The 13,476-nt window shown below is 70.2% G+C and carries 9 protein-coding genes; all 9 read left to right on the top strand.

Annotated elements, in window-relative coordinates; all coding sequences use genetic code 11:
- Positions 1 to 20 precede the first annotated feature (20 nt).
- The 9 genes from ACFY5A_RS02890 to ACFY5A_RS02850 all read left to right on the top strand — a co-directional run bounded on the left by ACFY5A_RS02890 (position 21) and on the right by ACFY5A_RS02850 (position 13,476).
- Complete coding sequence (locus ACFY5A_RS02890) at positions 21 to 3,608, top strand: glycoside hydrolase (RefSeq protein WP_387231672.1); 3,588 nt, start codon at positions 21 to 23, stop codon at positions 3,606 to 3,608.
- Between the two features lie 203 nt (positions 3,609 to 3,811).
- Positions 3,812 to 4,819: an ABC transporter substrate-binding protein gene (locus ACFY5A_RS02885; RefSeq protein WP_105676806.1), complete on the top strand. Its 1,008-nt coding sequence runs from the start codon at positions 3,812 to 3,814 to the stop codon at positions 4,817 to 4,819.
- A gap of 77 nt (positions 4,820 to 4,896) precedes the next feature.
- Positions 4,897 to 6,501, top strand: coding sequence for a sugar ABC transporter ATP-binding protein (locus tag ACFY5A_RS02880; RefSeq protein ID WP_341941173.1), 1,605 nt, complete (start codon positions 4,897 to 4,899; stop codon positions 6,499 to 6,501).
- Positions 6,498 to 7,586, top strand: a complete 1,089-nt coding sequence (locus ACFY5A_RS02875) for an ABC transporter permease (RefSeq protein WP_341941174.1) — start codon at positions 6,498 to 6,500, stop codon at positions 7,584 to 7,586. Before ACFY5A_RS02880 ends, ACFY5A_RS02875 begins: the two co-directional genes overlap by 4 nt.
- Positions 7,587 to 7,633: 47 nt before the next feature.
- Positions 7,634 to 8,623: an ABC transporter permease gene (locus ACFY5A_RS02870; RefSeq protein WP_387235874.1), complete on the top strand. Its 990-nt coding sequence runs from the start codon at positions 7,634 to 7,636 to the stop codon at positions 8,621 to 8,623.
- A 3-nt stretch (positions 8,624 to 8,626) separates the two neighbouring features.
- Complete coding sequence (locus ACFY5A_RS02865; protein ID WP_341941176.1) at positions 8,627 to 9,334, top strand: L-ribulose-5-phosphate 4-epimerase; 708 nt, start codon at positions 8,627 to 8,629, stop codon at positions 9,332 to 9,334.
- Entirely contained in the window at positions 9,331 to 10,926 is a 1,596-nt protein-coding gene (locus ACFY5A_RS02860; RefSeq protein ID WP_387231669.1) for a xylulokinase, read from the top strand. Before ACFY5A_RS02865 ends, ACFY5A_RS02860 begins: the two co-directional genes overlap by 4 nt.
- 98 nt (positions 10,927 to 11,024) lie before the next feature.
- The gene (araA, locus tag ACFY5A_RS02855; RefSeq protein ID WP_105676817.1) at positions 11,025 to 12,542 is read left to right on the top strand and encodes an L-arabinose isomerase; all 1,518 of its coding nucleotides are present in this window, start codon (positions 11,025 to 11,027) and stop codon (positions 12,540 to 12,542) included.
- A 13-nt stretch (positions 12,543 to 12,555) separates the two neighbouring features.
- Positions 12,556 to 13,476, top strand: coding sequence for an aldose 1-epimerase family protein (locus ACFY5A_RS02850; protein ID WP_387231667.1), 921 nt, complete (start codon positions 12,556 to 12,558; stop codon positions 13,474 to 13,476).

Genomic DNA, 13,476 nt, shown 5'->3' with positions numbered 1-13,476 from the left:
ACATACTCTGAGGACAGACGATGAAGTCGAAGAGAACCATTGCCGCGCTCGGGATCTGCGCCCTCGGCGCCGGCGCGCTCGTGACCGGCGCCCCCGCGGCGCAGGCGGCTGCGATCCCGCTCACCATCACCCCCAACCCCGGCTACGCGTCATCCCCGTTCGAGGGATGGGGGACCAGCCTCGTCTGGTTCGCGAACGCGACGGGCGGCTACCCCGATGACGTCCGGCAGGATCTGCTCGACAAGGTCTTCGGCGAGGACGGGCTCAACCTCAACATCGCCCGGTACAACATCGGCGGAGGCAACGCGACCGACGTGCCGGGGTACCTGCGCCCCGGCGGCGCCGTGGAGGGCTGGTGGAACCCCGATCTCGCGAGCTCGACGTACGCCGACCGCGCGGAGTACCGTGCGGCCTGGGACGGCGACGACCCGGTGAGCTACGACTTCGACGCCGATGAGACCCAGCGCTGGTGGATCGACGCCCTGAAGGACCGCATCACGCACTGGGAGGCGTTCAGCAACTCGCCGCCCTACTTCCTCACCCAGAGCGGCTACGTGTCGGGCGGCATCGGCAACGGCAACGCGGAGCAGCTGTCCGCCGCCGACATGGACGCGTATGCGGACTACCTCGTGACGGTCGTCGAGCGCCTCGAGCAGGAGCACGGCATCGACTTCGCCAGCCTCGATCCGTTCAACGAGCCCAACACGAACTACTGGTCCACCACTCTCGGACCCGACGGCTGGCCCACCTCGGCGAGCAGGCAGGAGGGCGCGCACATCGGACCGGCCGCCCAGGACGCGATGATCAAGGTCCTCGCCGACCGCCTGGCGGAGCCCGGCACCGCCACCGACGTGCCGATCTCGGCGATGGACGAGACGAACCCGTCGATCTTCGCGACCAACTGGAATGCGTGGAGCGACGAGTCCAAGTCCGAGGTCGACCAGCTGAACGTGCACACCTACGGCACTTCAGGGCGGCTCGTGGTGAGGGACATCGCGAAGAGCGCCGACAAGCCGCTGTGGATGAGCGAGGTCGAGGGTGACTGGGACGGCACCGGCTACAACCTCACCAACATCGAGAACGGCCTCGGGATGGCCGGTCGCATCGTCGACGACCTGCGCGAGTTGGAGCCGAGCGCCTGGGTGTTCTGGCAGCCGGTCGAAGACACCTACAACATGCAGAAGGTCGAGAACAAGAACTGGGGATCGGTGTTCGTCGACTTCGACTGCAACGCCGACGGCGACTCCGTGCGGCGCATCGCCGACGGCGAGGCCGACCCGAGCTGCCGCGTGCAGACCAACGCGAAGTTCAACACCGTGCGCAACTTCACGCACTACATCCGTCCGGGGGATGCCCTCATCCCGTCGGGCGACGCGCAGACCACCGCGGCCGTCTCGGCCTCCGGCGACGCCGCGACCCTCGTGCACGTGAACACGGAGTCCTCGGCGCGTGAGCTCACGCTCGACCTCTCGCGCTTCGGCGCCGTGGCGGCAGGGGCGACCGTGACGCCGATCGTGACCACGCAGTCGACGGCCGCGAACCCCACGAGCAACGCGCTCGTGGCGGGAGCGCCCGTCGCGGTCGACGCGGCCACCCGCACCGCGAAGATCACCGTCCCCGCGAAGTCGGTGACGACGCTCGTGATCTCCGGGGTCTCCGGCGTCGCCGACGAGGCCGCCTCGCTGCGCGACGGCCACAGCTACCAGCTGTTCGGCGTGCAGAGCGGCAAAGCGCTCGCCGCGAACGGCACGGCGGCGGTCATCCGCACCCCCGCCACCACCGCGGATGCCGCGACCGCCCAGACCTGGACCGTGCGGACCCTGTCGGGAGAAGGGACCGATCGGCACCGCTTCGCCCTGCAGTCGGGTGACGGCAGATTCCTCGCCGAGTCCGGCGGAGGGGCGACCGTGGTCTCCGCCACGCCGGAGCAGGCGGCATCCGATCCCGCCCTGCAGTGGATCTCGTCCACCGCCGACGGCTCGACGTTCTCGCTGCTCAGCGTCTCGGGCGAGCGCGTGCTCGACGTGAACGGGCAGAGCTCCGCCGATGGCGCGAGCGTGGGGCTGTGGACCTCGAACGACGGGGCGAACCAGCGCTGGACGCTCGCCGACACCGAACTGGTCGAGGTGCAGAAGGTCACGACGGGTGCGGTGCAGGGCACGGCCCCGGCACTTCCTTCCACGGTGGCGCTGACCTACCGGGGTGGTGTCGAGCGCACCGCCGCTGTCACGTGGAACACGGCGGGGGCTGACTGGTCGGCGCCCGGCACCAGGACGATCGACGGGACGGGCGTCGACCTCTTCGGCGCGGCCTTCACGGCCACGGCGATCGTCGAGGTCGGGTCCGTGACGATCACCGATCCGGTGTCCGTCACGACGTACGCGGGTGCACCGCTGTCCTCGGTGCGAGCCGCGGCGCCGGCGACGGCGCCCGCCGTGATCGGAGCCACCGACCAGCGGCTGCCCGTCGACGTCACCTGGGACTGGAGTGGAGTCGCCGACTCCTCGTTCGCCACTCCCGGCGTCGTCACCGTGCCGGGGTCGGCACGCGCGCCGGGCGGGGGAGCGCTCACGGCGACCCTGTCGGTGATCGTGACCGTCCCGTCGACGCGGAACGTCGCCCCGGCGAGCACGGCATCCGCGACCTTCACCGAGAGCTCCAGCTACGGCGCCGACCGCACGAAGAACGGCCTCACCACGGACAAGGGATGGTCGAACTGGAGGTCGGGCACGAAGAACACGCAGGACACGCTGACCTACGCGCTGACCCGCACCGAGACGATGAAGAGCGCCAGGATCTTCTTCTACAAGGACGGCTCGTCGAACAGCTGGCCGCAGTCGCTCTCCGTGCAGTACCGCCTCGGCGCCGGCGCCTGGACGACGGTCGGATCCCTCGTCGACGTCCCCGTCCCGGCGGACGGCTCCGCTCCTGTGGTCGACGTGCCGCTGGGCTCCGTGCAGGCCGATGCCGTGAGGGTGGTCATGAACGCCCGCGCCGCCACCCACATGATCGTGTCGGAGGTCGAGCTGCAGGCATCCGCCCCCGGCGTCTCCTCGGTGGACACGCTCTCCGCGATCACCCTGGACGGCGTGCCGCTGCAGGGCTTCGCATCGGCGACGACCGCGTACGAGGTGCCGTGGCCCGCGGGCGAGCAGCGTCCGGTGCTGCGCGCGGTCGCGACCGACGGCGCGGCTGCCGTCGCGGTCACGCAGGCCGGTGACTCCGGGGTCGCCACCACGGTGCTCGTCACGGCGCCCTCCGGCGCGTCCCGCACCTACGATGTCGCCTTCGTCGACAGGGTCGGCCCGACGCTCGATGCGACGCTGGTCGGCAGCGTGCGCTGCGTGGCGGGCAAGGCGCAGCTCGTCCTCACGGTGACCAACACCGGAGACGTCGCGACCGACGTGACCGTCACGACGCCGTACGGCTCGAGGGCGTTCTCGGGGCTCTCCCCGCAGGCGAGCGCGTCCGCAGCGCAGTCGACGAGGCTCGCCGTCGTCCCGGCGGGGAGCGCGCAGATCGTGCTGAGGGCTGATGTCGACGGGGTGCACCATGAGCGCACCCTGCAGACCGTCCTTCCGGCAGGCGGGTGCGGCGCGGCGCGCTGACCCATCGCCGACGGAGGGGCGTCGAGGCCGGGAGACCGTCCTCGGCGCCCCTCTCGTCACGACGGCGTAACGACGGGGAATCCGGACTTGCGCAAAGTTTTGTTACCGCGCACAATTGGGTGAGCACAGCACCACACACGTCGTCCACGGCGGACGCGTTACCCGACGGCGAACCGCCGGAGGCACTCAAGGAGGAGACAACAATGGCTACATCCAAGCGACTGCTCGGAATGATCGGACTCGGCGTCGCCGGCGCTCTCGCGCTGGGCCTGACGGGCTGCAGCGGCGGCGGGGACGACAAGGGCGGATCCGACGCGGGCTCCGGCTCCGGCGACCTCATCACGGTCGGCTTCGTCGCCGTCGGCCCCGAGGGCGGCTGGCGTCAGGCCAACGAGAAGAACATCCAGGACACCTTCACCGAGGATGCCGGCTACGACCTGAAGTACGCGCCGGCCGCGAACCTCGACCAGAAGTCGCAGATCGACAACTTCACGTCGTTCGTCGACGAGGGCGTCGACGTCATCCTGCTCTCGGCCACCGAGGCCACCGGCTGGGAGGACTCGCTCAAGCGCGCGCAGGAGGCGGAGATCCCCGTCATCCTCCTCGACCGCGGCATCGAGCCCGACGACACCAGCCTCTACGTCACCCGCATCGCGCCCGACAACGTCGAGGTCGCGAAGGAGGTCGGCACCTGGGCCGCAGCCGAGTTCCCCGACGGCGGCAACTACATCGTCCTCGAGGGCCCGGCCGGCGTCGGCGTCGTGAACGAGCGCAATAAGGGCTTCGAAGAGGGCCTCGGCGACTCCTCGCTGGTCAAGGTCGCGGCGCAGACCGCGAACTGGTCCACCGAAGAGGGCAAGAGCGTCACGGAGACCCTGCTCAAGTCGAACAACAACGACATCCAGTTCATCTTCGCCCAGAACGACGAGATGGGCCTCGGCGCATCCCAGGCAGTCGAAGAGGCCGGTCTGACCGTCGGCACCGACGTCAAGATCGCGACGATCGACGGCACCAAGAACGCCATCCAGGCGCTCGCCGACGGCAAGCTCAGCTACGTCCACGAGTACAACCCGCTCTTCGGCGAGACCGCTCTCGACGTCGTCAAGAAGGCGCTCGACGGCGACAAGGTCGACTCGTACATCGTCGTCCCGAGCAAGGCGTTCGACTCCGCCGAGGCCGCCAAGGCCGCTCTGCCCGACCGCAAGTACTGAACCACCCGCCCGGGCGGCGCGCCGAGCGCCGCCCGGGCACCCTCCGCAGAGAGACACAGAGACCGGAAGTCAGAGCAATGAACGAAGAACTGCCCATCGTCCAGATGCGGGGGATCTCGATCGAGTTCCCCGGCGTGAAGGCGCTCGACGGCGTGGACTTCCGGCTCTTCCAGGGCGAGGTGCACGCGCTGATGGGCGAGAACGGCGCCGGCAAGTCGACCCTCATCAAGGCCCTCACCGGCGTCTACGGCATCGACTCCGGCTCGATCGTCGTCGCCGGCCAGGAGCGCAGCTTCCGCGGGACGAGCGACGCGCAGGCCGCGGGCATCTCGACCGTGTACCAGGAGGTCAACCTGGTCACGAACCTCTCCATCGGCGAGAACGTCATGCTGGGGCACGAGGTGCGCGGCCCCTTCGGCATCAACTGGCGCGCCACCCACCGTGCGGCCACCGAGGCCCTCACCCGTCTCGGCCTGGAGGACCTCGACACCCATCAGCCGCTGTCGAGCCTGTCGATCGCGATGCAGCAGCTCGTCGCGATCAGCCGGGCGATGGCCATCAAGGCCAAGGTGCTCATCCTCGACGAGCCCACCTCGAGCCTCGACGCCGCCGAGGTCGACGGCCTCTTCCGCGTCATGCGGACCCTTCGCGACCAGGGCGTCGCGATCCTCTTCGTCTCGCACTTCCTCGACCAGATCTACGCGATCAGCGACCGTCTCACGGTGCTGCGCAACGGGCAGTACGTCGGCGAGTACCTCACACGCGAGCTCGACCGCCATGCCCTCATCTCGAAGATGATCGGCAAGGACCTCGACGCGCTCTCGGCGCTCGGCGGCAACCGCCGCACCGACGCCCGCACCGCCGATGAGGCCCCCGTCGTGTCCGCCCGCGGACTCGGACGCCGCGGATCCGTGCAGCCCACCGACCTCGACATCCGCCGCGGAGAGGTCGTCGGCTTCGCCGGCCTCCTGGGCTCAGGGCGCACCGAGCTCGCCCGCCTGCTCTACGGCGCCGATCGCGCCGACGAGGGCACGGTCGAGCTGAACGGCGTCGTCGGCGACATCAAGTCCCCGGCCGACGCCCTCGCGAAGCGCATCGCGTTCTCGACCGAGAACCGCCGCGACGAGGGCATCATCGCCGACCTCACGGTGCGCGAGAACATGATCCTCGCCCTCCAGGCGGAGCGCGGCTGGGCGCGGCCGATCCCCAAGAAGGAGCAGGACGAGATTGTCGACAGGTACATCGCCGAGCTCAACGTCCGCCCCGCCGACCCGAACCGCCCGATCAAGAACCTCTCCGGAGGCAACCAGCAGAAGGTCCTCCTCGGACGCTGGCTCGCCACCGAGCCCGAGCTGCTGATCCTCGACGAGCCCACCCGCGGCATCGACGTCGGAGCCAAGGCCGACATCCAGGAGGCCGTGGCGCAGCTCGCCGAAGAGGGGATGTCGGTGGTGTTCATCTCCTCCGAGCTGGAGGAGGTCGTCCGCCTGTCCGAGCGCATCGTCGTGCTCAAGGACCACCAGAAGATCGGCGAGATCCAGAACGGCCCCGACGTCACCGCCCAGTCGGTCGTCGACGTGATCGCCGCCCACGGCGTGGAGAGCGCCGCGGAGAGCCTCGACGAGGCGCCGGGCGGAGAAGCCCAGCCCGTCGACGCAGACGCAGAAGAGGAGACGCGATGAGCGCCGCAGCATCCCGCCCCACCGCCTGGCTGAGGGAGGTGATCCGCAAGCCGTGGTTCTGGGGGATCGTCGCCCTCGTGGCACTGCTCGCGCTCAACGTGCTGAAGGACCCCACGTACCTCGCCATCTCGGTCAACCCGAACAACGGCAACCTCGTCGGCAACCTGGTCGACATCCTCAAGGCCGCGGCCCCCGTCATGATGATCGCGCTCGGCATGTCTCTCGTCATCGCCACCGCGGGCATCGACCTCTCCGTCGGATCGCTCATGGCGGTCGGCGGCGCCGTGTCGATGGAGTTCCTGAAGGCGGCGGGAGACTCCACCTCCGTCGGCGTCGCACTGGCCGCGATAGGGCTCACGCTGCTGATCACCGGCGTCCTCGGCGCCGTCAACGGCATCCTCGTCGCCTACGTCGGACTCCAGCCGTTCATCGCCACCCTCGTGCTCATGCTCGCGGGCCGCGGCATCGCGAAGGTCATCACGGGCGGCCAGAACACGGCCGCGTCCAGCGACCCGTACCGCTGGATCGCGAACGGCTACGTCGTCGGCATCCCCGTGGTCTTCCTGTTCGCCGTGCTGATCGTGCTGGTCGTCGCCGCCGTCGTGCGGCGCAGCGCGCTCGGGCTCATGATCGAGGCGATCGGCATCAACCCCAAGGCCAGCCGGATGGCCGGCATCAAGCCGCGCGGCCTCCTGCTGACCACGTACATCCTCAGCGGTCTGCTCGCCGGGGTCGCCGGCATCATGTCCGTCGGCACCGTCATGACGGTCGACATCTCGCGCACCGGGTATCAGCTGGAGCTCGACGCGATCCTCGCGGTCGTGATCGGCGGGGCCTCGCTCGCCGGCGGCAAGTTCTCGCTCAGCGGCGCCTTCGTCGGCGCCCTGCTCATCGCGACGCTCGACAAGACCGTCGTGTTCCTCGGCATCTCCTCGTCGGCCACCCCCGCCTTCAAGGCGATCGTGATCGTCGTCCTGTGCCTGCTGCAGTCCGACCGCGTACGCGGCTGGTTCACCCGCCGCCCGAAGGCCGTGTTCCCGACCGCGCCGAGAGTCGAAGCCCGCAAAGAGGAGGTGACGGCATGACCGTCCTGACCGAGGCTCCGGCCCGTACGGATGCCGCGACCGGCGTCATGACCCGCATCCGCCGGCTCGTGTCGACCAACCCGTCGACCCTGCCCACCGTCGCCGCCGTCGCCATCCTGATCGCGATGGTCGTCTACGGGGAGATCGCGTACGGCCGCATCGTGCAGGCCAACACGCTGTCGAACCTGCTCATCAACAACACGCACCTCATCGTGCTCGCGGTGGCGCTGACCTTCGTCATCCTCACCGGCGGGATCGACCTGTCGGTGGGGTCGATCATCGCGTTCTCCTCGGTCGCCGGCGTCATGCTGTCGAACGCGGGGTGGCATCCGCTCGCCGTGCTGGTGGTGATGATCGGCTCCGGCTCCCTGTTCGGCCTGGTCTCCGGCATCCTGATCCGGTACTTCAACGTGCAGCCGTTCATCGCGACGCTGGCGATGATGTTCCTGGGTCGTGGTCTCGCGTCACTGCTCAGCACGGTCCCCGAGCGGCTCGGCGAGGACTCCCCGCTGCGCTGGATCGGCACGCAGATCAAGGTCGTCGACGGGCCGAAGGTCAACGACCTCGTCATCACCCCGGCCGTGATCGTGGCTCTGCTCGTCGTGATCGTCGCGTTCTTCGTCCTGCACCGCACGCGCACCGGCCGCACCGTGTACGCGATCGGCGGCTCCGAGAACTCGGCGGCGCTCATGGGCCTCTCGGTGCCGCGCACCAAGGTGCTCGTGTACGTGATCAGCGGCACGCTCGCCGGCATCGCCGCCGTGCTCTACACGGGGCGTCTCGGCACCGCGCAGAACATCACCGGCATCGGCTGGGAGCTCGACGCGATCGCGGCGGCCGTGATCGGCGGCACCGTGCTCACCGGCGCCTACGGCTACGTGCTCGGCTCGGTGGTCGGCGCGCTCGTGCTCGGCCTCATGAACGTGCTCATCACCCGCGACGGCAAGATCCCGCCCGAGATGACGACGATCATCACCGGTGCGATCCTCCTCGTCTTCGTGCTCCTGCAGCGCGCCGTCACCCGCAAGAAGGAATAGCCGATGACCGCATTCACCCCCGAGGTCGAGGCGTCCATCCGCGCCGTCCGCGCGGACGTCGCCCGCCTGCACGCCGAGCTCGTGCGCTACGACCTGATCGTCTGGACCGGCGGCAACGTGTCGGGCAGGGTCCCGGGCGCCGACCTGTTCGTGATCAAGCCGTCCGGCGTCTCCTACGACGACCTGACGCCCGAGAACATGATCCTCTGCGACCTCGACGGCACGGTCGTGCCCGGCACCCCCGGCAGCGACCGGAGCCCCTCCAGCGACACGGCGGCGCACGCCTACGTGTACCGGAACATGCCGGAGATCGGCGGCGTGGTGCACACCCACTCGACGTTCGCCGTCGCCTGGGCCGCGCGCGGCGAGGAGATCCCCTGCGTGATCACGGCGATGGCAGACGAGTTCGGCGGGCCGATCCCGGTCGGCCCCTTCGCGATCATCGGCGACGACTCAATCGGCCGCGGCATCGTGGAGACCCTCCGCGGTCACCGCAGCCGTGCCGTGCTCATGCAGAACCACGGCCCGTTCACGATCGGCGTCGACGCGAAGGATGCCGTGAAGGCCGCCGTCATGGTCGAGGACGTCGCCCGCACGGTGCACCACGCCAGGGAGGCGGGTCCGCTGATCCCGCTGCCGCAGGAGGCCATCGACCGGCTCTACGACCGGTACCAGAACGTGTACGGCCAGAGCGCGGACGCCCGCCGATGAGCGGTCGCGACGACATCGCCCACGGACGCACGAGCCTCGGCATCGAGTTCGGCTCCACCCGCATCAAGGCGTGTCTGATCGGCGCCGACGCCTCCGAGGTGCTCGCCACCGGCTCGTTCTCCTGGGAGAACCGGCTCGAGGACGGACTGTGGACGTACGGGCTCGACGAGGTGTGGGCGGGGCTCCAGTCGGCGTTCGCCGACCTCGTGGCCGATGCCCACGACCGCTACGGAGTGCGACCGGCGACCTTCGGCGCGATCGGCGTCTCGGCGATGATGCACGGCTACCTCGCCTTCGATGAGGACGGCGAGCTGCTGGTGCCGTTCCGCACGTGGCGCAACACGAACACCGGTGCGGCGGCGGCCGAGCTGACCGCGCTGCTCGGGGTCAACATCCCGCTGCGCTGGTCGATCGCGCACCTGCATCAGGCGGTCGTCGACGGCGAGCCCCACGTGCCGGGCATCGGCTTCATCACGACCCTCGCCGGCTACGTGCACTGGCGGCTCACGGGCGCCCGCGTGCTGGGCGTCGGCGACGCCTCGGGCATGTTCCCCATCGACTCGGCGACCGGCGGCTACGACGAGAGGATGCTGCAGGCCTACGACGCGCTCGCGGGCGACCGCCTCCCCTCGGCGCTCGGCGCGCTGCTCCCGGCCGTGCTCCCCGCGGGGGCCCCGGCCGGATCACTCACCGCAGAGGGTGCGCTGCTGCTCGACCCCACGGGTGCGACGCCCGCCGGCATCCCGCTGTGCCCGCCGGAGGGCGATGCGGGCACGGGAATGGTCGCCACGAACTCGGTGTCACCGCGCACGGGCAACGTCAGCGCGGGTACGAGCATCTTCGCGATGGTCGTCCTCGAGCGTCCGCTCGCCGAGGTGCACCACGAGCTCGATCTCGTGACGACCCCGGTCGGAGACGCCGTGGCGATGGTGCACTGCAACAACGGCGCCAGCGAGCTCGCGGCCTGGGCGGGGCTCTTCATCCGCTTCGCCGCATCCGCCGGCCACCCCGTCGGAGACGATGCGGCGTTCGACGCGCTCTTCCGCGAGGCGCTCGGAGGGGAGGCGGATGCCGGCGGCATCCTCGCCTACAACCATCTGGCGGGTGAGCCGCTGGCGGGGCTCACCGCAGGCCGACCGCTCGTCGTGCGCACCCCGGACAGCGCCTTCACGCTCGCGAACTTCATGCGCGCGCAGCTGTACGGCGTGTTCGGAACCCTGGCGCTGGGCATGCAGGTGCTCGCCGCCGAGGGCGTCGGGCTCGACCGGATGTTCGCGCACGGCGGCATGTTCCGCACCGCGGGCGTCGCGCAGCGGTTCCTCGCCGGCGCGCTCGGCGCCCCGGTCGCCGTGGGCGATCTCGCCTCCGAGGGCGGGGCGTGGGGCATCGCGGTGCTCGCGTCGTACCTCGCTCACGCCGACGACCTCGCCCTCGACGCGTATCTCGACGAGAGCGTGTTCGCCACGGCATCCCTCCGCACCGTCGCCCCCGATCCGGAGGACGTCGCGGGCTTCGCCGCCTACCTCGACCGTTACCGCGCCGGCCTCGCCATCGAGTCCGCCGCCATCACCGCACTCCCTCCCGGTCGTTGAGCGAGCGGAGCGAGACGAAACGCAGCTTCCCGTCGGACACCACGTTTCGTCTCGTCGCTTCGCTCCTCGCTCAACGAACGGAAACAGAAAGGCCAGAAATGCCCACGCTCACCACCTCCCTCGACGGCTTCGAGGTCTGGTTCCTCACCGGCAGCCAGCACCTCTACGGCCCCGAGACTCTCGCGCAGGTCGCGGAGCAGTCGCAGGAGATCGCCCGCATCCTCGACGAGGCGGGCGAGGTTCCGGTGAAGATCGTCTGGAAGCCGGTCCTCACCGACGCGGCCTCCATCAAGAGGACCGCCCTCGAGGCGAACGCCGACGACAGGGTGATCGGACTGATCGCGTGGATGCACACGTTCAGCCCCGCGAAGATGTGGATCGCCGGTCTCGACGCGCTGCAGAAGCCGCTCGCGCACCTGCACACGCAGGCCAACGTCGAGCTCCCGTGGGCCGACATCGACTTCGACTTCATGAACCTCAACCAGGCCGCGCACGGCGACCGCGAGTTCGGCTACATCCAGACCAGGCTCGGCGTGCCGCGCAAGACGATCGTCGGCCACGCGAGCGACCCGCGCGTGCGCCGCGAGCTCGGCACGTGGCAGCGCGCCGCCGCCGGTCTCGCCGCCGCGCGTTCGCTGAAGCTGGCGCGCTTCGGCGACAACATGCGCTTCGTCGCGGTCACCGAGGGCGACAAGACCGAGGCCGAGCTGCGTTTCGGCGTGCAGGTCAACACGTGGGGCGTCAACGAGCTGGCGGACGCCGTGGCCGCGGCGTCCGCGTCCGACATCGACGCGCTGGTCGCCGAGTACGAGGAGCTGTACGAGGTCGCCCCCGAGCTGCGTCGCGGCGGCGACCGGCACTCCTCGCTGCGCGACGGCGCCGCGATCGAGATCGGCCTGCGCTCGTTCCTGGAGGAGGGCGGCTTCGGCGCCTTCACGACCTCGTTCGAGGACCTGGGTGCGCTGACGCAGCTCCCCGGCCTCGCCGTGCAGCGTCTGATGGCCGAGGGCTACGGCTTCGGCGCGGAGGGCGACTGGAAGACGGCCGTGCTCGTGCGCATCGCGAACGTGATGGGCTCGGGCCTCCCCGGAGGCGCGAGCCTCATGGAGGACTACACCTACGACATGACTCCCGGCGACGAGCTGATCCTCGGCGCGCACATGCTGGAGGTCTCGCCTTCGCTGACCACCGCGAAGCCCACGCTCGAGATCCACCCCCTCGGCATCGGCGGCAAGGACGACCCGGTGCGCCTGGTCTTCACCGCCGACCCCGGACCCGCCGTCGTGGTGGCGCTCAGCGACATGCGCGACCGGTTCCGCCTCACCGCGAACGTCGTCGAGAACGTGCCGCCGCGGGCGTCGCTGCCGAAGCTGCCGGTGGGCCGCGCGGTGTGGAAGCCCGCGCCAGACTTCACGACCTCCGCGGCCGCGTGGCTCACGGCCGGTGCCGCGCACCACACGGTGATGTCGACGGCGGTCGGGATCGAGGCGTTCCGCGACTTCGCCGAGATGGCCGAGGTCGAGCTGCTCGTTATCGACGAGGAGACCACGCTTCCCGAGTTCCAGAAGCAGGTGCGCTGGAACCAGGCGTACTACCGCCTCGCGCAGGGCCTGTGAAGATAGAGGCGTGATGAGCATTCCGAGGTCGGGCAGGCAGCTGCGCATCGCGAGCGGCGGATACGAGGCCGTGATCGCGAGCGTCGGCGCATCCCTGCGAACGCTGCAGAAGGACGGGCGCGACCTCGTGGTGCCCTTCGAGGCCGACGAGGTGCGCCCCGGCTACCGCGGCGCGACCCTCGCCCCCTGGCCCAACCGCATCGTCGACGGACGCTACGTCTTCGCCGGCGTCGAGCACCAGCTCCCGCTGACGGAGCCGTCGCGAGGGCAGGCGCTGCACGGACTGCTGTGCTGGACCGAGTTCGACGACCGGCTCGTGCTCGACGACCGCATCGTGCTCGCCGCCGTGATCGAACCGCAGTCCGGCTATCCGTTCCGCATCGAGGTCGAGGTCGAGTACCGGCTCGACGCCGACGGTCTCGCCCAGACGGTCACCGCCCGCAACCTCGGGACGGATGCCGCCCCCTGGGGCACCGGTCCGCACCCGTACCTCGTGGCCGGCCCTGAGCGGAGCGTCGACGAGTGGACCCTGACGCTTCCCGCGTCCGAGGTGCTCACGGTCACGCCCGATCGGCTGAGCCCCGTGGCCGTGGAACCCGTGTCCGCGCACCCCGAGTGGGACTTCCGGGCACCGCGACCTATCGGCGACGTGTTCATCGACCACGCGTTCACCGGCCTCACCCGTGCAGGCGGCGTGGCCGAGGTGCGTCTGACGGCGCCCGGCGGCACGGGCGTCGCGATGACCTGGGACGAGCGCTGTCCGTGGGTGCAGGTGCACACCGCAGACAACCCCGGCGTCGACGGCATCCATCGCATCGGCCTCGCGGTCGAGCCGATGACGTGCCCGCCCGACGCCTTCACCTCTGGCGTCGATCTCGTCGTGCTCGCGCCGGGCGCGGAGCACGCGGCATCCTGGCGGATCCGCGCGCTGTGA

This window comes from Microbacterium sp. NPDC012755 (genome assembly GCF_042901325.1).
Classification (GTDB): Bacteria; Actinomycetota; Actinomycetes; order Actinomycetales; family Microbacteriaceae; genus Microbacterium; species Microbacterium natoriense.
Note: the sequence above shows the minus strand (reverse complement) of the source record. Positions and strands in the feature narration are given on the sequence as shown.